This is a genomic window from Mesorhizobium sp. M7A.F.Ca.MR.245.00.0.0, assembly GCF_003997415.1.
Lineage (GTDB): Bacteria > Pseudomonadota > Alphaproteobacteria > Rhizobiales > Rhizobiaceae > Mesorhizobium.
Genome location: NZ_RZTE01000003.1, coordinates 317473 through 336521, shown reverse-complemented (window position 1 = coordinate 336521; position 19049 = coordinate 317473). Strand labels below are relative to the sequence as shown.

The 19049-nt window shown below is 63.4% G+C and carries 13 protein-coding genes, 1 pseudogene and 1 riboswitch; of the genes and pseudogenes, 8 read left to right on the top strand and 6 right to left on the bottom strand.

Features of this window, described 5'->3' with window-relative positions; genetic code table 11:
- Window positions 1-171 precede the first annotated feature (171 nt).
- Window positions 172-316: riboswitch (FMN riboswitch) on the top strand.
- Between the two features lie 77 nt (window positions 317-393).
- Both EOB80_RS06520 and fba read left to right on the top strand, forming a co-directional pair.
- Window positions 394-867 (top strand): 6,7-dimethyl-8-ribityllumazine synthase, encoded by a 474-nt coding sequence (locus EOB80_RS06520; RefSeq protein ID WP_127327071.1) that lies wholly within the window; start codon window positions 394-396, stop codon window positions 865-867.
- Between the two features lie 162 nt (window positions 868-1029).
- Window positions 1030-2094, top strand: a complete 1065-nt coding sequence (gene fba, locus EOB80_RS06515) for a class II fructose-bisphosphate aldolase (protein WP_127327070.1) — start codon at window positions 1030-1032, stop codon at window positions 2092-2094.
- A 60-nt stretch (window positions 2095-2154) separates the two neighbouring features.
- Here the strand turns inward: fba and EOB80_RS06510 are convergent, their stop codons facing one another.
- The 6 genes from EOB80_RS06510 to ftsZ form a co-directional block, all read right to left on the bottom strand.
- A complete protein-coding gene (locus EOB80_RS06510) occupies window positions 2155-3381 on the bottom strand; it encodes a VWA domain-containing protein (protein ID WP_127327069.1) in 1227 nt (408 codons plus the stop codon).
- The gene (locus EOB80_RS06505) at window positions 3374-5623 is read right to left on the bottom strand and encodes a DUF5682 family protein (RefSeq protein ID WP_127327068.1); all 2250 of its coding nucleotides are present in this window, start codon (window positions 5621-5623) and stop codon (window positions 3374-3376) included. The genes EOB80_RS06510 and EOB80_RS06505 overlap by 8 nt, the downstream gene beginning before the upstream one ends.
- A gap of 4 nt (window positions 5624-5627) precedes the next feature.
- Window positions 5628-6707 (bottom strand): AAA family ATPase, encoded by a 1080-nt coding sequence (locus EOB80_RS06500; protein ID WP_127327067.1) that lies wholly within the window; start codon window positions 6705-6707, stop codon window positions 5628-5630.
- A gap of 19 nt (window positions 6708-6726) precedes the next feature.
- The gene (locus EOB80_RS06495) at window positions 6727-8166 is read right to left on the bottom strand and encodes a DUF5691 domain-containing protein (RefSeq protein ID WP_127327066.1); all 1440 of its coding nucleotides are present in this window, start codon (window positions 8164-8166) and stop codon (window positions 6727-6729) included.
- Window positions 8163-9548 (bottom strand): SWIM zinc finger family protein, encoded by a 1386-nt coding sequence (locus EOB80_RS06490; protein WP_245466264.1) that lies wholly within the window; start codon window positions 9546-9548, stop codon window positions 8163-8165. Before EOB80_RS06490 ends, EOB80_RS06495 begins: the two co-directional genes overlap by 4 nt.
- Window positions 9549-9767: 219 nt before the next feature.
- Window positions 9768-10802, bottom strand: coding sequence for a cell division protein FtsZ (ftsZ, locus tag EOB80_RS06485; protein ID WP_127327064.1), 1035 nt, complete (start codon window positions 10800-10802; stop codon window positions 9768-9770).
- Window positions 10803-11187: 385 nt separating this feature from the next.
- Here ftsZ and EOB80_RS06480 point away from each other — a divergent pair, with 385 nt between their 5' ends.
- From EOB80_RS06480 to EOB80_RS35970, 6 genes and pseudogenes are all read left to right on the top strand, one after another.
- The gene (locus EOB80_RS06480) at window positions 11188-11886 is read left to right on the top strand and encodes a GntR family transcriptional regulator (RefSeq protein WP_127327063.1); all 699 of its coding nucleotides are present in this window, start codon (window positions 11188-11190) and stop codon (window positions 11884-11886) included.
- A gap of 247 nt (window positions 11887-12133) precedes the next feature.
- Complete coding sequence (locus EOB80_RS06475; protein ID WP_127268594.1) at window positions 12134-13489, top strand: glutamine synthetase family protein; 1356 nt, start codon at window positions 12134-12136, stop codon at window positions 13487-13489.
- 128 nt (window positions 13490-13617) lie between these two features.
- The gene (locus EOB80_RS06470; protein WP_164762533.1) at window positions 13618-14502 is read left to right on the top strand and encodes an AraC family transcriptional regulator; all 885 of its coding nucleotides are present in this window, start codon (window positions 13618-13620) and stop codon (window positions 14500-14502) included.
- 136 nt (window positions 14503-14638) lie between these two features.
- Complete coding sequence (locus EOB80_RS06465; protein WP_245466263.1) at window positions 14639-16867, top strand: TonB-dependent siderophore receptor; 2229 nt, start codon at window positions 14639-14641, stop codon at window positions 16865-16867.
- A gap of 34 nt (window positions 16868-16901) precedes the next feature.
- Window positions 16902-17780, top strand: a complete 879-nt coding sequence (locus EOB80_RS06460; RefSeq protein WP_127327083.1) for an iron-siderophore ABC transporter substrate-binding protein — start codon at window positions 16902-16904, stop codon at window positions 17778-17780.
- A pseudogene (locus EOB80_RS35970) lies at window positions 17773-19049 on the top strand (iron chelate uptake ABC transporter family permease subunit); the annotation flags it as partial. The gene EOB80_RS06460 and the pseudogene EOB80_RS35970, both read left to right, overlap by 8 nt.

Genomic DNA, 19049 nt, shown 5'->3' with positions numbered 1-19049 from the left:
TCTCCCCGTCACTATACGGGGAGAAATGCCCGGCAGGGCAATGAGGGGCGGCGCCGACTCGGCAATTGGTGGTCTCCGCCACAAGTCGGAACCTCTCATTGGTTCTGGAGCGATTGCCCTGATAGGTCTCCCCGGTTGACAGCAGCGCCCTGCCCTTTCATACAAAGCCGTTAATGTTCTCAGGGCGGGGTGAAAGTCCCCACCGGCGGTAAAGGTTTCGACCCAAGCCCGCGAGCGCTTTCCGGTTTCGGAAAGGTCAGCAGATCCGGTGTGATTCCGGAGCCGACGGTTAGAGTCCGGATGGAAGAGAACGAAACGGAAGCCGGCCCGCTCTTCGCGGGCTTAATCCGTATCGTGCGTCCTGATTCTGGTTCGAAACGGAAGGATGGACCCATGAATCAGCATTCCCATAAAGACTACGAAAAGACTCGCATCGCCGTTATCCGCGCGCGCTGGCATGCCGACATCGTCGACCAGTGCGTGCAGGCCTTCGAAGCGGCACTGGCTGACATCGGAGGCGAGCGCTTCACCGTCGATGTCTTCGACGTGCCGGGAGCCTATGAGATCCCCCTGCATGCCAAGACCCTGGCCGGGACCGGCCGCTATGCCGCGATCCTCGGCACCGCCTTTGTCGTCAATGGCGGCATCTACCGGCATGAGTTCGTCGCAAGTGCTGTCATCGACGGCATGATGAACGTGCAGCTGTCGACTGGCGTGCCGGTGCTTTCGGCGGTTCTCACCCCGCACAACTACCACGACAGCGCCGAGCACCACCGCTTCTTCTTTGAGCACTTCACCATCAAGGGCAAGGAGGCGGCCAATGCCTGCGTGCAGATCCTGGCGGCGCGGGAATTGATCGCGGCTTAAGTCACCAAAACGGCCGGATTTCAGCCCTGCAACAAGAATTGCGATCGAGAAGAGCTCTGAAGGTTGCGGTTCCGTTGAAATCCCGCCAGAAGCATCAAGGGCCGACCGGCAACCGGCCGGCCCGCGACGTTGCGCTTGAAACCAGATACGGGAGACTATTGGGTGGCTCGCATAACACTGAGACAATTGCTCGACCACGCCGCCGAATACGGCTACGGCGTGCCCGCTTTCAACATGAACAATATGGAACAGGGCCTCGCCATCATGGAGGCCGCCGAGGAGACCAAGTCGCCGGTCATCCTGCAGGCCAGCCGCGGCGCGCGCGCCTATGCCAATGACGTGGTGCTGGCCAAGCTGATCGACGCGCTGGTCGAAATCCATCCCGACATTCCGGTCTGCATGCATCTCGACCATGGCAACAACGAAGCCACCTGCGTCACCGCGATCCAGTACGGCTTCACCTCGGTCATGATGGACGGGTCGCTGAAGGAAGACGGCAAGACGCCGGCCGACTACGGCTACAATTCCGGCATCACCAAGCGCGTCGTCGACATGGCGCATTGGGGCGGCGTGTCCGTCGAAGGCGAGATCGGCGTGCTCGGCTCGCTGGAGAGCGGCGGCGGCGAGCAGGAAGACGGCCACGGCGTCGAAGGCGCCATCAGCCACGACCAGCTTTTGACCGATCCGGAACAGGCGGTGGAATTCGTCAAGGACACCCATGTCGATGCGCTGGCGGTTGCCATGGGCACCAGCCATGGCGCCTACAAATTCTCGCGCAAGCCCGACGGCGCGGTGCTGGCCATGAACGTCATCGAGGAGATCCACCGCCGCCTGCCGAACATGCATCTGGTCATGCACGGCTCGTCCTCGGTGCCCGAGGACCTGCAGGAGATCATCAACAAATATGGCGGCCAGATGAAGCCGACCTGGGGCGTGCCGGTCGAGGAAATCCAGCGCGGCATCAAGCACGGCGTGCGCAAGATCAACATCGACACCGACAACCGCATGGCGCTGACCGGCGCGATCCGCAAGGTGCTGACCGAGAACCCGAGCGAGTTCGATCCGCGCAAATATTTGACACCGGCCATGGCCGCCATGCGCAAGCTCTGCAAGGAGCGCTTCGAACAGTTCGGCACCGCCGGCAACGCGCAGAAGATCAAGCCGCTGCCGGTCGCCGAAATGGCCAAGCGCTATAAGTCGGGCAGCCTCGACCCGAAGTTCGGCTGAGCTCCAGCCATTTATCCCAGAGCTGCCAGAAGCATCCTGGCAGCTCTGGCCACGGCTGTTTTACTCCGGAGTCTCGGCCTCGGCACGAACCAGCTTGATATCGGCGCCAGCCGCCCATGCGCCGATATCTTCCCGACGCAATGCCGCCGCCATCATGTCTGGAAACAGATCCGGCGTGCAGGCAAAGACCGGAATGCCGAGGGCGGCCACCGAGCCTGCCATCTTCGGGTCATAACCCGGCCTGCCCTGGTCGGTCAGCGCCAGGAGCACCACGACGTTGACGCCGGAGCGAACGAGTGCAGCAAGCCGCTGCAGCAATTCCTGCCCGTTGCCGCCCTCATAAAGGTCGGTGATCAGCACCATATGCGACTTGGTCGGCCGTTCGATGCGGTCCGCGCAATAGGCCACGGCCTGGTTGATGTCGGTGCCGCCGCCCAGTTGCACGCCGAACAGGACTTCAACCGGATCGCTGAGCTCCTCGGTCAGATCGACGATCGCCGTGTCGAAGCAGACAAGCTTGGTCCGCACGACCGGCAGGGAAGCCATCACCGCGGCGAAGATGGAGGCGTAGATCACCGAGCTTGCCATCGAGCCCGACTGGTCGACGCACAGCACCACCTCATCCAGGTCGACCAGCCTTCGCTGTTTGCGCATGAAGCCGACCAGCTTCTCCGGCACGATGGTTTTGTGCTCGGGCTGATAATGGCGAAGGTTGGCTGAGATCGTACGCGGCCAGTCGATGTCGCGCTGACGTGGGCGGTTGGTGCGCTGCGACCGGTCGACCGCGCCGCGGATCGCCTCGGCTGTCTTCTGCTCCAGCCGCTGCATCAGCTTGGCGACGATATCGGCGATGATCGTGCGCGCAATGTCCTTGGTCTTGGCCGGCATGACCGAGCGGAGCGAAATCAGGTCGGCGACGAGATTGACGTCGGCCTCGATCGCCTTGAGGAATTCCGGCTCCATCAGCATCTGCTTCAGGTTGAGCCGTTCGAAGGCATCCTTCTGGACGATCTGGACGACCTGTGCGGGAAAGAACGATCTGATATCGCCCATCCACTGTGCCACCCTTGGCGCCGAGCGGCCGAGGCCGCCGCGCCGCTTGCGCGGATCGGCAGCCGCATCGCCGGCACCATCGCCGTAAAGCGCATCGAGCGCCGCGGAAAGCCGCTTGTCGGTGTCGGACAGCGATGACGAGGTTTCATCATCGGCACCGATCGCCAGGCGCCAGCGGCGCTCCCGTCCGTTGCCGGCCTGGATTGGTTCGCTCATTTCGGCCTCGTCATCCATTGCCGCTCCCGCCCGTCAGCAAGGGTCCGAGCCGTTCAAGATGGCGGCGCCACGCTTCGCCGCCATCCGGAGTCGGCGTCAGTCCGGCCGGCAGGCGTGCGGCGCGACCGAGCACCGCTTCGATCAACCGCCGCCGCTCCATCGAGTCCAGATGCGAAAAGACCCGGCGCAGCAACGGCAGATGGGCAATGAAGGCGTCTTCGTCGAGGGATGCGAGCCAGGCATCCACCGCACCGCGCAGGCCCTCGTCGTAGATCAGCCGTTGGCCGGCAGTGCTGAAGAAACCCTCGAAGAACCCTGCAGCCTCGGTGACCGGCGTTCCTGGAGACAGACGTCGTGCGATCAGACCGGTTGCCGCGTCGGCTGACAAATGGCCGGCTTCGTAGAGCAGATGCGCGGCACAGCCTGCCACCAGCGCCGTCGAGCGCGATCCATCGAGCACCGCAGCCAGCCCATTGCGCCAGGCGTCCAGCACGTCCTGTTCAGGCTCGACCAGACTGATCGCTTCGTCGGCCTTGCGCATGGCGCCGACCAGCGTCGTGGATGCCTGGGCATCGAGGTCGCGGGCGGCATAGGCGAGCGCGATCCCGCCTTCGACGATCAGCCGCTCCAGCAGACCGGACAGACGGGCGGTTTCCGTCTTGCGAGCCTCGCCATAGCGGATGATGTCGGCGAGCGGCGGCACCGATGTCAGGATTTCCAGGCATTCGCTGCTGCGGGCTGCCCGGTCCTCCAAGGCCGCGAGACCGGCGATCGACGCTTCCGACAGGTTTGCCGTGATGGCGCCCTGGACCAGTGCGGCCATCGCATCAAGAGACGTTGCCGCGCCGATCATCTGGATCAGCCGGCCATTGGCCGCCTTTTCGATGGTTGGTCCGTAGACCAGGTTCTCCACCAGTCGAACGGCATATTCAGGTTCCCACGACAGCGTCCAACGCTCGCGAAAGGTGCCGCGGCTGCGGCCGCTGTCGGTGAGTTTGCCCCAATGCACGCCAAGCACGGACAGCCGGTGCAGCAAGGTCGACCGAAACAGCCCGCTCTCGCTGCGCAGATCGACCGATAATTCGCGCTCCAGCGCCTCGGGCTTCAGCCGCGCTGCTTTCTGGTTGCGTTGCAGGTCCTCGATTAGCGGGGCCAGCGGCGTGTCTGGCGGAATTTCACCGACATCGGCGCCCAGCAGCAATTCGGCTTCGACCAGCGCCCACAGCAGCGCTTCCCCGTTGAACAGGGCGGCGATCGCGGCGTCACGCAATTCCTCGAAACCGGGCTTTGGCCGCTCACGGATCACAGCCAGCGTGCGGGCCAGCCGTTCGGCTTCGATCAGCGAGGCGGTCGAGACCATGTGCCCCTTCGCCCTCAGAACCGCCGCGATCTTCGCCAGCCACAGGACCGAGGCGTCGCCTTGCCCGCGCGTCTGCCACAGATGCTTGCACCAGCCGGGCGCGACAACGCCGGCGCCATAACCGAAGCCCAGCGCCAGACGCGGCCCCGTCCACGGCGCCCAGGTCATCATGCTCTTGCGGCGGGCGAGCCCTTTGAGTAGCGCCTGGTCTTCCTTCAGCGGTCGCGTCGCCTGCAGTGCCGGCACATGGAAAGCACCGCAAACGATGGCGATCGGCCCATCGAATTCCTTTCGCGCGGCGGCGATCTCAAGCCGCATATGCGCTTCGCGTTTCGCCTCAAACGCCGCAAGCGGACCTTCGCCGTCCCGCAGCGTCGTCATCGCGTCGGCTATTGCCGCGAAGATGGGACCCGGCTGCGGGTTCTGCTCGATGATATCAGACCACCAGCTTTCGCCATCCTCATAGCCGGCAGCTTGTGCCAGCGTTCCGATCGGGTCCCGCAGATGCGGCGCCAAGTCAGCCTCGACGTTGGCTTCCGTTCCATCGCTCTCGGTTTCCCCCACGGCCTCAATCGGCGCAGTGCGGGCTGACGACGGCAAATCGATGAAGCGCACTGCCGCATTGTTGGTGACGGCCCAGAGCGTCGCCTGATACTCCGGCGAGAATTCGGCGAAGGGCCAGAAGCTTGTCGAGGCCGGATCGTCTTCGGGATAGCAGAGCAGCGCCACCGGCGGCTGCATTTCGGGGCGGGCGAGCAACGGCAACAGCGGGCTGGCGTCGGCCGGTCCTTCGATCAGCACGGCGACCGGTTTCAACTCCTGCAACGCCTGCACCAGGCTGTCGGCGGAGCCGGGCCCGTGATGGCGTATGCCGAAATAGGAAACGTCGCTGAGCGCCATGGCGTCAGATTGCCGCGTTCAAGGCCGCGTAGTAGCCGGCATAGTCTGGCCGCTTCTTGAGCACGGTTTCCAGATATTCTTCCAGCACCAATTTGTCCTGCACGGGATCCTTGACGATCGCGCCGACGAGGCTGGCGGCAAGGCCTTCGGCGCCGAGCTTGCCGCAGTCGAACCAGGCCGCCTGGCTGAGGCCGCCGACCATGGTGGCAATGGCTTCGGCCGTGGACAGCGAACCGGACGGCGTCTTCAACGTCACCTTGCCGTCGGCTGTAGCACCGGAGCGCAACTCGCGAAAAATGGTCAGCACTCGCGCGATCTCCTCACCGACATTCTTCGGCACCGGAAGGTCAAGACCGCCGGCCATCTCGCCGACCCGCTTGGAGACGATCGCCACTTCCTCCGCCATGTCTTCGGGCAAAGGCAGCACAACGACATTGAAGCGACGCTTCAACGCCGACGACAATTCGTTGACGCCCTTGTCGCGGTTGTTGGCGGTGGCGATGATGTTGAAGCCGCGCTGCGCGTAGATCGATGTGTTGAGTTCGGGGATCGGCATCATCTTTTCGGACAGCACGGTGATCAGCGTGTCCTGCACATCGGAGCCCATGCGCGTCAGCTCCTCGAGGCGGCAAAGCTTGCCGTCCTGCATGGCGCGGTAGAGCGGCGTCGGTACCAAAGCGTCCTGACTAGGGCCTTTGGCCAGAAGCTGCGCATAGTTCCAGCCATAGCGGATCTGGTTCTCGTCGGTGCCGGCCGTGCATTGCACGATCAATGTCGAGTCACCCATGATGGCAGCGGCAAGATGTTCCGACACCCAGGATTTGGCCGTGCCGGGAACACCCAGCAGCAACAGCGCGCGATCGGTGGCGAGCGTCGCCACCGCGGTTTCCATCAGCCGGCGCCGGCCGACATATTTGGGCGTTATCACTGTCCCGTCGTCAGCCTTTCCGCCGAGCAGGTAGGTAAGGACCGCCTTTGGCGAAAGGCTCCATCCGGCAGGCCTTTGCCGGTCGTCATTGCGCGAGAGCGCCTGCAATTCGCCGGCATAGGCCTGCTCGACCGGAAGACGGATGGCTGCGTTCATTTGCTGTTCTCCGGATTGATCATATGTTGGTTCGATGCTCGGCCAGTGACGCGTTGAGCCGCAGAAGACCCAGAGACGGCCCCGCCGGCGCCATACCGGCCGCAACCACGTCTCCGATCAATTTCTCCGCCGTCGCCGCCGTGGCGAGAAAGCCCATAGTTTCCAGGATCTGGTCGACGCCTCGCTTCACAGCGTCATCGTTTCCTGCAACAGCGGAGCGAAGCGCCGCGAGCGTCTGGCCGTTTGTCAGGTCGGCCCATTCCAGCCAGCTTGCTTCGAGGCCCTCGGCCAGATTGAGCGCGCCAAGATGTTGCGTGTCCTTCAGGATCGACCTGACCAGGACACGCTTCCTGCGGCTGTCCAGACGCGCCATGAGGTGGAGGACGAAGAGTGCGGGCTTGTCACGTTCGGCGACAAGCATATCCGCCATGTGCGTCACCGCGGCGTCGCTGCCCGACGCGGCGACCATTCGGGCAACAAGGATATCGGCATTGCTCTCGGCGCCGAATTGCCACGCCCCGATAAACTCGGATTCGGTGGTGCCGAAGCGCGTGGCGAGGTCGACCAGGTTACAGGTCTCGAACAGTTCGGCGCGACGTCTTTCCTGCGCCGGCGATTTGAGTTTTGCCGGCGTGTAGGTGGTGCGGCGGCGGATGAAGCCGGATTTGCCTTCAGCGATGAAGGCAGCGAGTTCGGCCGTCGGATCTTCCGGCCCGCCACCGCCTGGCGAGCCGTGCTCTCCCAATCTTGCCAGCAACCGGCCAGCGAGTTCGCGCAGCTTCCCGGAACGATCGGCGGAGAGGCTCTTCAGGAATGGCACGTCATCGGCGCCCAGGCCGAAGCGCAACAGGTCGACGAGTGCAATCCTGATCTCCGCCGGCTCTCCGGAGGCCTTGGTTTCGATCAGTTGCCGAGCCGAAGCCGGTGCGGTGCGGCGCATATCGGCGAGCGCGGTGCGGCGTGCGGCGGGATAGAAGTCATCCCAGTTTTCCACCGTCAGATGCTCCTGGCTTGCAGGTTTTTCGCCGTCCGCGCCTGCCTGCCAGTCGATCCAGGGTGCATAAACGTCCGGACTGCTCTGATCCGACGCGGCTGGCATCCAGTCCATCGGATGCAGCACGAAGCCGCGGCTGGCGACGAGCGTGACCACACGCGACTTGCTTCTTGTGTCGGCGGCATGCTTGAGCGCGGCTCGCAATAGCGGCCGCAGCCGTTCCGGCAGCATCGGCAAGGCGAGTTCGGGCAATTGCGGGCGGCGTTTCAGCATCTTTGGCGCGGCTGGCCGCAAGGCGGTGTCGAGAGCTTGTGCGGCGATCGCCAGCAGCCGGCGTTCGCGCTCGTCGGGGCTGGCACCGCCGGCGATCTCCTTCCACGCGCCCGGAGCCAGGTCGAAGGTGGTCCCGCCGGTGATCCAGCAGTCGCGCATGGCCGCCAGGCCGGTCTGCTCGATCTCGTTCACGACAGGTCAAGCCTCCCGAAACCGCTTTGCGCCGCCAGCAGGTCAAGCCGGCTGCCATTCCAAAGTGCTGCCGTTGCCATAAGGTCCAGCCCAAGCAGCGTTGGATTGACGGTGTCGGCAATCGGCAAGGCGATACCATGCGGATCGCCGGCGGCTTGCCACCAGGCAGCGCCCCGATCGTCCAGCAGGATCGCGCCGGGCGGCAGCATGACAGGACAATCGGTGAGCCAAGGGGCTGTGTTCTGGTGAGCAGCATGCGCCGCGAGCGGATCGGCTGTGTGAAAGCCGAAATCGGGCCACTCACCTGTCGGGACGTCGCCCTTGCGGTCCGCCACCAAGGCCCGCAGCGGCTGGCGTGCCGGGTAAAAGACCAGCCTGGCATCGAACCGGTCGCCCGGTGTGAAGGCGTTCGACCGGCGACCGGCCGAGGCCGGAAAATAGTCGAGCAAGAGAGCAAATTGCGGGCTCGCGCTCTTCAGGTTGAGCAGCCAGGTCGAATGGCTGACGAGACCGTCACGGCGCGACTCGATCTTCTCGCCAAGCACCTCCCAAACGCTTTCGACCGGTTTGGCATCGGGATTGGCCAGAACCTGCTCACGGCTTTCGGACGTCGATACGAGCCGCCTCAGTTCGGCGTCGCCTGGTGTCGATCGCCAGGCCTTGGCCACCAGCACGAGCTTGCCGAGTTCGCGGATCGCCGCGTCCGGGCGCTCCTCGCTGCGCAGACCCATCAGCCGTGACGGAATCTCGTCGATGCGGCCGGCAAGCGCTGTCGCCTTCATGTCGACCAGCCGTGCCGCAATCCGGCGGCAACGGTCACTGCTGTTGTCGACAAAACCGGCCAGGCCAAGCCGCAACTGGTCAGCGATCCATTGATCCAGCTCATCCAACGCCGCCGACACCGCGGATTGCGTATCCAGCGTCCGCTTGCGCTGCGCTGCCTCGCGGCGCTCGACCGCAGCGGCGTCCTCGACATCAGCGCTTTCGTCGTCGCGCGAGGCCTCGCCAATGCTCTTGCCTCCCGCACCGGGCGCTGGCGCCGCCGGCTGCGGCGAGGCCTTCCTTCGGCGACCGAGCCAATCATTCACCCATTCCGGGGTCGAGCCTGCGGCGGTAAAACTGGCCGGCGTGGTGGCTGCAATCCACATCAGCGCCAAAGTGTGCTTGCAGGGAAATTTCCGCGACGGACAGGTGCATTTGTAGCCATGGTCGCCGGTGTCGACGACCACACGGTAGGGATTGGAGCCGGAACCCTGGCATTCCCCCCAGAGGAGCCCCAGTTGATCGCTCTTTTCGAGCCGTGGCCAGTTCGATTGCCTGGTCAACCTGGACGCGGCGCTCAACGACGCCTGATCGGGCGCAAGCGCTTCGATGGTTTTCAAGTCGAATTCCACGCCGCGCCTCTCGTCGCTCGAACGATACGGGTAGCCAGTATAGATGGCCGTCTATGACGGATTTTTGTAGCAGCAGCGGCACCGAGATCGATACAGCTGAACACAATAGTTGCGCCAGTCAATCTGATCCGTCGGCAATGCAATTGCTATTCAGCGATGTCTCCCTCGAGAAATTATCTCCTGGCGAGAACAAACGCGCGATACGACCTATTGAAGCGTGCGTGCCGGCTGACCGGCGTGGTCGCGGACGATGCCGGCTTCGGCATCCTCCACCCCAAACGCACGGTCGAGACCCGTCGCCACCACCGAGACCCTGAAGCGGCCTTCCATGCCCTTGTCGAAGATGGCGCCAACGATGATGTCGGCATCCTCGTCGACTTCTTCGCGGATGCGGGTGGCGGCCTCGTCGACCTCGAACAGGGTCATGTCCCTGCCGCCCGATATCGAAACCAGCACGCCCTTGGCGCCTTTCATCGACACTTCGTCGAGCAGCGGGTTGGCGATCGCGGCTTCGGCCGCCTTCATTGCCCGACCCTCGCCGGAGGCCTCACCGGTGCCCATCATGGCGCGGCCCATGTCGCGCATCACCGATTTGACATCGGCGAAGTCGAGATTGATCAAGCCTTCCTTGACGATGAGATCGGTGATGCAGCTGACGCCGGCATAGAGCACCCGGTCGGCAATGACGAACGCATCGGCGAAGGTGGTCTTGGCATCGGCGATCCGAAACAAGTTCTGGTTCGGGATGACGATGACCGTGTCGGCGCTCTCGCGCAGCCGCTCGATGCCCTCTTCGGCCATCTGCATTCGGCGCCTGCCCTCGAAGGCGAAAGGCTTGGTGACGACGCCCACCGTCAGGATGCCGGCCTTGCGCGCCGCCTGGGCGATGATTGGAGCCGCACCGGTTCCCGTGCCGCCGCCCATGCCGGCGGTGACGAAACACATATGCGTGCCGGCCAGATGGTCCATGATCTCGTCGAGCGATTCCTCGGCCGCGGCTCGGCCGATCTCGGGAAGCGATCCGGCGCCCAATCCTTCGGTGACGTGGGCGCCAAGCTGGATCAGCCGCGTCGCCTTCGACATGGTCAGCGCCTGGGCGTCGGTGTTGGCGGCGATGAATTCAGTGCCCTGAAGCTGCTCGGCGATCATGTTGTTGACGGCATTGCCACCGCCGCCGCCAACGCCGATCACGGTGATCTTGGGTCTCATCTCGGAGATTTCGGGCTTCTTGAACTCGGCCATGCCTGTGTCTCCTTCGCCAATTGCGCGCGCTTCACGACCCACCCGCAGACTGCCTTGAAACCTTGCAATCGAGTGGCATGATGCGAATCACTCCGTTGCGATGGGTAGCCCAAAAAGCCAGACAGCGGCCAGAGGTGCAAGTGCATGCGAGGTCAAGATTTGTGATGACCGTTTTGCACAGCGTGGCAGAGACGCCGTGTGCCTGACAATCAAGCCGTGAGCCTTGGCGCGACGCGTCGCTTGCCGCGCAACGATCGAAGCGTCTATCATGTGCTTGATAAGTCGCTGACTTCGGCGTTCTCGCCGGGGTCGGCCACGCAGAATCCCCAGCGGCGAAACCAGCCGGCCGCACAGATTTCTGAACCGATGAAGCAGCGCCCCGCCGATGGCCGACAAAACACAATTCGGGTTGACCGCCGTCGACACCGTTCCCTTGCATGAAAAAGTCTATCTCGAGCTTGTGCGGGCACTGATGTCCGGCCAGTTCACGCCGGGCCAGAAGCTGACATCGCGAAAACTCGCAAGGGAACTCGGCACCAGCGACATGCCGGTGCGCAGCGCCTTCATGCGGCTGCAAGCGCTGCGGGCGCTCAGCCCAATGCCGAACGGCAGCGTCGAAGTGCCGGCAATATCGGCCGACCGGTTTTCGCAATTGACCGCGGTGCGGACTATCCTCGAAGGTTCGGCGACGGAGCTGGCGACAACACGCATCAACGGCAACAATCTGCGCACGATCCGACGCCACGCCACCGAACTGACATTGGCGGCCCGCAAGGGCGATATCGACGATTATCTGCGCAAGAACCACGACTTCAAATTCTCGATCTATCGCCATTGCGGCAACGAGCAGATGATCTTCCTGATCGAGACCGTATGGATGCAGGTCGGCCCGTTTCTCAGGAACCTCGCCACGGGGTTCGAGGATGACCTCGCCTCCATTCTCGACATTGACTTTCACGAGGAAGTCGTCGCGGCGATCGAGGCTCAGGATGGCGAGCGCGCCCGCGCCGCCATCGTGCGCGACATCGACGAAGGCGCCTCGCACATCCTGCAGCAGGCGAGATTTCCGCAGGCGAGAAACTGATGTGTGTCGCGTTTGTGCGGATTCGGGCGACGCCCCTTTGCTTTCCGGCCCCTTGCCTCTATGTTGCGATCGCAGATCGCGCAATTGGTTTTGAAATGCCTCCCGACATCCCAGCTAGTGACTTGAAAAAATAAGGAAAAGCGCTTGGCGACAGCCAAGTTGGTTTTCCTAAAACTCACAAGCTATTTTTATCAGGGACAGTGCAGCCGGTCAGGTTGCGGCACCTTCGAAAACCAGAGGTCATAAATTGAGCGATGCAATTGCGGACGTTTTGAACTGGCTTGATAGCAGGACCGACATCCAGAGCCTGAGAGCCGCGGTGTGCGACCTCAACGGCATCATGCGCGGCAAGCGCATTCCCGTCGAGCAGGCAAGAAAGGCGCTGGAAGGCAAGCTGCGCATGCCTTTTTCGCTGATCGGGCTCGATGTGTGGGGCGAGGACATCGAAGGCAACACACTGGTATTCTCGACCGGCGATGCCGACGGACTGTGCCAGTGGACGGGGCGCGGCATTCTGCCGGTGGCCTGGACGGCGCATCCGACGGCGCTTGTCCCGCTCTGGCTGGCCGACGAAAGCGGCGCGCCCTATCTCGGCGACCCGCGACGGGCGCTGGCCCGCATCCTCGATCGCTACAAGGCCTTGGGCCTGACCCCGGTCGCGGCAACGGAACTCGAATTCTACCTCGTCGATCCGCAATCGCAACGGCCGGTCGGACCGGTCTCGCCGGTGACCGGACGCCGTCTCGATTCCGACGCGGCGCTGTCGATCGACGAGATCGACGATTTCGAATCCTTCATCCATGACGTCTACGAGGCCTGCCGGACGCAAGGCATTCCGGTCGACACGGCCATCGCCGAAAACGGTGTCGGTCAGTTCGAGATCAATCTGAACCATGTCGCGGACGCCTTGCGGGCTGCCGACGATGCGGTGCTGTTCAAGCGCACGGTGAAGGGCATTGCCCGCAAGCACGGCTTTGCCGCCTGCTTCATGGCCAAGCCCTATGGCGACCGCGCAGGCAACGGCTTTCACGTTCATTTCAGCCTGATCGACGGCGAAGGGCGCAACGTCTTCGATGACGGCACCGACCAGGGTTCTGAGACCATGCGCCATGCGGTCGGCGGCCTGCTTGCGGCAATGGCCGAAAGCACGCTGGTGTTCGCGCCGCACTTCAACTCCTACCGCAGGCTGCGCCCGAGATCCTATGCGCCGACCGCAGTCGCCTGGGGTTATGAGAACCGTATGGTGGCGATCCGCATTCCCGGCGGGCCAACCGGTGCGCGCCGCATCGAGCATCGCGTTTCGGGAGCCGACGCCAATCCCTATCTGGTGCTAGCGGCCATATTGGGCGCCGCACTGACGGGCATTGAAAGACAAATATCGCCAGGCGATCCGATCGGCACCGACGGCCAGGGACTCCCGCCGGCAAAGCTGCCGCCGGACTGGGCATCCGCGATCGCCGCCTTCGAGAGCGGGACGCATGTGGCGGAGATTTTTCCAGCCATCCTGCGCGACTCCTTCGTTGCCTGCAAACGCCAGGAATTGAACACGTTCGCGCTCAATGTCAGCGATTTCGAAATCGAGACATACCTCGAAAGTGTTTGAGGCCTGACGGCCCCAGCGGTATTGGTTCCGGCCGATTTTCGAGCAGCCGCAAAGCACTTGCGGTGGGGTCGCCAACCGGGCATAAACATGATAGTTTTTATCATGTATTATGGCTGGAATCACAGGACTTGACCTTCGTTGCGCGCATGGAAAGCCGGATTGAGGGCTTTTCAGTCATTGGCGACCTGAAATGGCATGTCTGGGACGGCGTGGTCGCCGACCTCTGGGATGTGTCATGCGGTGACAAGGCCGAAGGCTATTACGTCTCTCCCGACCCCCGGCTGTTCGTCGCGCTCGATGTGGATGGCGATGGCGCCTTCTTCGTCGAAAGCGCCAAGGGCGAGTTGCGCCGCCACGACCAGGCTTTCTCCATGGCCTATATACCGGCCGGCGTGCCGATCCGCGGCCGGGTCGAGGGGCTGCGGCGGATCCGGCATCTCGACCTGCATTTCGACGCCGCAGCGCTGACGCGCCGCTTCGGCCGAAGCCTTGACCACGAGGCCTTGCGGATGTCGCGCTTCCAGTTTCGCGACGACCGGATCGCCATGCTTGCCGGCATGATTGCCGCCGAATGCGGCAACGACCGGCCTCTGCATGATCTCTATGGCGAGGGCTTGCTCAATGCCTTGTTCGCAAGCCTGTTCCAGATAGACCAGCCTGATACCGCCAGGCGACGGTCGCCGCTCTCGCGCCGCAAGCTGCGCCTCGTCACCGACTACATCGACGCGCATTGCCTGGACAGGATCCGGCTTGCCGATCTCGCCGCGCTGACCGGCCTGTCCGAAACCGCGATGAGCCATGCCTTCAAGGCGGCGACGGGCGTGCCGCCGCATCGCTGGCAAATGCAGGCGCGGGTCGACAGGGCCAAGGCGATGATGGCGCGCGACGCCGCTTCACTTGGCGACATCGCCGAGGCAACGGGGTTTTTCGACCAGGCTCATCTGACGCGTGTGTTCAAGTCGATTGTCGGATTGACGCCCGGCGCCTGGATGAGGAGCACCAGTCGCCAGTGACATTTCCGCAACATCACACCGTGATGTCCCTCGTTTGGACAAGAATGGACAAACTGCCCAATTCCGTCCAATGACCCACAGATAAGTTGAGATAAACGATCAAGTATCTCAATGTCGACAGGCGGGGACTTTCCTGATGAGCAGAACTTACCGGATGAAGGCGCTTCTGGCGGCCAGCGTCGCCGCAGCCGTGATGATCCCGCCAATGGCCGCGTTCGCGCAGTCGGTGCAAACCAGCACCCAGCTTGAACCGGTGGTGGTCGAGGGCGAGGCCGGCGACGGCGCGACCGGACCGGTTAAAGGCGTCGTCGCCAAAAAAAGCAGGACCGGCTCCAAGACGGCGACCGACATCAAGGACATCCCGCAATCCGTGTCGGTTGTCGGCCGTCAAGAAATCGACGACCAGGGCGCGCAGAAGGCTGATGAGGCCTTGCGCTATACGGCCGGCGTCTTCGCGCAGCCCTTCGGCCCCGACAGCGACACCAACTGGCTGTACATCCGTGGTTTCCAGGCGACGGCCACCGGCACCTACATGGATGGGCTGCAGCTGTTCAGCTACGGCTTCGGCGGCTTCTACGTAGACAGTTTCGGGCTTGAGCGCATTGAGGTGCTGAAGGGACCGGCCTCCGTACTCTACGGCGGCAGTAATCCCGGTGGCCTGGTCAACTATGTCAGCAAGCGGCCGGACTTCGAACGCACGCGCTATGTCGAGACCGGCGTCAACGACGCAGGCAATGTCTATCTCGGCTTCGACATTGGCGACGTGGCCAAGGACGGCGCGGTCAGCTACCGGATGACGGGCAAAATCGCCGGCGGCGATACCTACAGCGACCTGCAAAATGGCTGGCGCGGCTTCATCTCGCCAAGTATTACGTGGAAGCCGGACGAAGCAACCACGCTGACCATCCTGGCCAATTACAGCCACATCGACGAAAACCACAATGGCGGCAGCTTCCTGCCCTATAGCGGGACGGTGACGGACCACATTGTGGACGGCGTGAATTATGGCCGCATCGACCCGGATGCGAATTTCACCGAGCCGAGCGTCGATCTCTACAAGCGGGAACAGGGCTCGATAGGCTACGAGTTCGAACACACATTCGACAATGACTGGACGGTGCGCTCCAACACTCGATTTAGTGCCGCTTCCATCAACGAAGTCAGCGTCTATCCCAACGGCTGGTCCCGAGATACGAATCCTGCAGCGAGCCCCACTGCGCTGGATCGCATCAATTTCGACCATGACACCGACGCGATGACATTCCTGTCGGACCTGCAGATCGAGGGCAAGGTGGAGACCGGGCCAGTCGAACACACGCTGCTGGCCGGCATCGACTACAAATATTACAACATCGACCAGGTGCAGTCGTCGGCGGAATTTGGGCTTACTCCGCCAATCGACGCGTTCGACCCCGTCTACGGTTCGCCGCTGACGCCCCGCGTCAGCTATCTTAACCAGGACCTGACGCAGAAGCAGCTCGGTTTCTATGCGCAAGACCAATTGCGTTTCGGCGATGGCTGGCTGGTGACGCTGAATGGGCGATATGATCGCGGCTGGCTCGATGCCGACAATCGCCCGACCTATTACACGGAGAAATTCAATCTCCCGGTCATTGATTTGAGCCAGACCGTCGGCGACTTCTCCGGGCGAGCTGGGCTGGCCTATGAATTCGACAACGGCGTCACCCCCTATGTCAGTTTTGCCGCCTTCTTCAACCCAATCATCGGCACGACTGCGACCGGCGACTTGTTCAAGCCGGAGACAGGCCAGCAATACGAGGTTGGGGTCAAATATGTGCCGACCTTCATCGACGGCCTGTTCACCGTGTCGCTCTTCGACCTCACCCGTCAAAATGTGGCTTCGAACGTTGACGCATTCGCGCAGATCCAGACCGGCGAAGTACGCTCGCGGGGCATCGAACTCGAAGGCAAGGTAAATGTCACCGAGGAGTTCCGGGTGACGGGCGCATTCACTGCCTACGACATCAAGATCCTCAAGGACGTGGACGCATTCAAGGACGATACCGGTATCTCGGTGATCGGCAAAACGCCCTTCATCGCGCCCGAAGTCATGGCTTCCGCCTCGGTCGACTATACGTTCCGCGGCGACTGGTATGACGGCATCTCGATCGGCGGCGGCCTGCGTTATGTTGGCTCTTCGTGGGCCGACAATGAGAACACGGCCAAAGTGCCGGCGGTCACGCTGGCCGATCTGAAACTCGGCTACGAGAAGGAGAATTGGGGGATCGATCTCAACATCACCAACCTCTTCGACAAGACCTATGTGTCGAGCTGCCAGACGACGCTGACCTGTTCCTATGGCGAAGGCCGCTCGTTCAAGCTGAAGGCGCATACGACTTGGTAGTCGACTTGGTTACAGCTTGCCAAACAAGCCAGTGATGATCCATCTGCCCAACAGAAGGCAGGTGCTTGCGCTGGCGGCCGCGGCATTGCTGCCAGCGGTCGCCGCCAGGGCTGCTACACCACGCGTTGCAGCGATCGACTGGGGCATGCTGGAGACCTTGCTGGCGCTCGGCATCGAGCCGGTGGCGGCGACCGAACTGATCCAGTTCCGCAAGATCGCGGTCGAGCCGAGAGTGCCCCAATCGGTGACCGACCTCGGCCTGCGCGGCGCACCCAACTACGAACTGCTGCGCATCGTCGCGCCTGATGTCATCGTGATCTCCAATTTCTATGAATACCAGCGCCCGATGCTGGAGCGCATCGCACCGGTGTTTGCGCAAGCGGTGTACGAGGCCGGGGTACCGCCCTATATGCTCGCCGAGGCGGCGACGCTGGCGCTTGGCGAAAGGCTGGGACAGCAGGCCGAGGCGAAGCGCTATACCGACGAGACCGCCGATGAAATCGCACGATTGCGCGCCACCTTGCCGCGCGCTTCCGGGCATCCGGTCTTCGTCATCAGTCTCGGTGATAGCAGGCATTTTCGCGCCTTCGGTAGCGATTCCATGTTCGGCGATGTGCTGACGCGTCTCGGCCTGATCAATGCATGGACCGACGAGACGAGCTACAGCGCGGCGGCACCCGTCGGACTGGAGGCGCTGGCGCGCGTGCCCGAGGCGTCGATCCTGATCGTTTCGCCACTGCCGGCGGATGTCGGGCGTTCGCTTCCGACAAATGCCTTGTGGAACGCTCTGCCGGCGGTGCGCCAGAACCGCGTTGCCGTCCTGGAGCCGGTCAACCACTTTGGCTGCCTGCCGTCGGCGCGTCGCTTCGCGCGCCTGGCGACGGCAGCTGTTGCCGGGCAGGCCCATGGCTGAGCGCACTAAAAGCGATCGCGCCGCGACGATTGCCGCGCTGTTGCCAATCGCCCTGTGGGGCCTCCTCGCGGCTGTCGCAGCGCTCCTGTTCGCATGGCGGGTCAGCATGCAATGGCCGGCTCCACTGCCGGGCGGCATCGGTCTCGACCGCGTCATCCTGGTCTACAGCACGCTGCCGCGCGGCGCGGTGGCGGTGCTGGCGGGCGCCGTGCTCGGCCTGTCCGGCCTGCTGTTGCAGCATGTACTGCGCAACCCGCTGGCCGAACCGTCGACGCTTGGCATCTCGGCCGGCGCGCAACTGGCGATGACGATCGCCTCGCTTTACGCACCGCTGCTGATGGAGCGGTCGCAGGGCCTGGTCGCCTTCGCCGGTGGCATCGCCGCGGTGCTGCTGGTGCTGGCATTGACCTGGCGGCGCGGGCTGGAGCCGGTGTCGGTCATGCTCGCCGGGATGATGGTGGCGCTGACCGCCAGTTCCGTCAGCGCAGCACTGATCCTCGCCAATGGCGATTACCTGTTTTCGCTGTTCATCTGGGGCGGCGGATCGCTGGTCCAGCAGGACTGGGAGCCGACCATCGCGCTGACGGTCAGGCTGGTGGCCGGCGCGGTTGCCGCATTGATGCTGCTGCGGCCGCTGACCATTCTTGGTCTCGACGATGCCTCGGCACGCGGCCTGGGCGTCGCCCGTCACTCAAGCCGCTTTCTCATCATCGCGCTTGCCGTGTGGATGGCGACGTCAGTCGCGGCAGAGGTTGGCGTCATCGGGTTCATCGGTCTTGCAGCGCCGGCGCTGGCCACGCTTTCGGGCGCCCGCACACTGCGCCAAAAACTGATCGCCGCGCCGCTGATCGGCGCCGTGCTGCTGTGGCTGACGGACGGGCTGGTACAGCTGGCCGCCGGTTCCGGTGGCGAACGCATTCCGACCGGCGCCGGCACCGCCCTGCTCGGCGGTCCGCTGCTGCTGTGGCTGTTGCCGCGGCTGCGCCTTTTCGAATGGCCGCATCTCGGTTCGAATGGTACCGCACCGCGCAAGGCCAGCCGGCCCTGGCTGATCATCCTGCTTCTGTTTGCGCTGGCGCTTGTCGCTGCCATCGTGGCGCTTGTCGTCGGGCGTGGCCCGGACGGCTGGTCTATTGCTGGGGGAGACCTGTTAACCGATCTCGCCGCGTGGCGTGCGCCGCGGATCGGCGTGGCGGCCGCCGCCGGCGCCATGCTCGCGGCCGCCGGCGTCGTCATCCAGCGGGTTGCCGGTGACCCGCTGGATGACGA

What these genes read in the sequence shown, in the direction of transcription:
- EOB80_RS06510 (WP_127327069.1), bottom strand. Translation starts at nt 3,381, where the DNA reads ATGGATGACGAGGCCGAAATGAGCGAACCAATCCAGGCCGGCAACGGA.
- EOB80_RS06480 (WP_127327063.1), top strand. Translation starts at nt 11,188, where the DNA reads ATGGCCGACAAAACACAATTCGGGTTGACCGCCGTCGACACCGTTCCC.
- EOB80_RS06460 (WP_127327083.1), top strand. Translation starts at nt 16,902, where the DNA reads ATGATCCATCTGCCCAACAGAAGGCAGGTGCTTGCGCTGGCGGCCGCG.
- EOB80_RS06500 (WP_127327067.1), bottom strand. Translation starts at nt 6,707, where the DNA reads ATGAACGCAGCCATCCGTCTTCCGGTCGAGCAGGCCTATGCCGGCGAA.
- ftsZ (WP_127327064.1), bottom strand. Translation starts at nt 10,802, where the DNA reads ATGGCCGAGTTCAAGAAGCCCGAAATCTCCGAGATGAGACCCAAGATC.
- EOB80_RS06520 (WP_127327071.1), top strand. Translation starts at nt 394, where the DNA reads ATGAATCAGCATTCCCATAAAGACTACGAAAAGACTCGCATCGCCGTT.
- EOB80_RS06505 (WP_127327068.1), bottom strand. Translation starts at nt 5,623, where the DNA reads ATGGCGCTCAGCGACGTTTCCTATTTCGGCATACGCCATCACGGGCCC.
- EOB80_RS06465 (WP_245466263.1), top strand. Translation starts at nt 14,639, where the DNA reads ATGAGCAGAACTTACCGGATGAAGGCGCTTCTGGCGGCCAGCGTCGCC.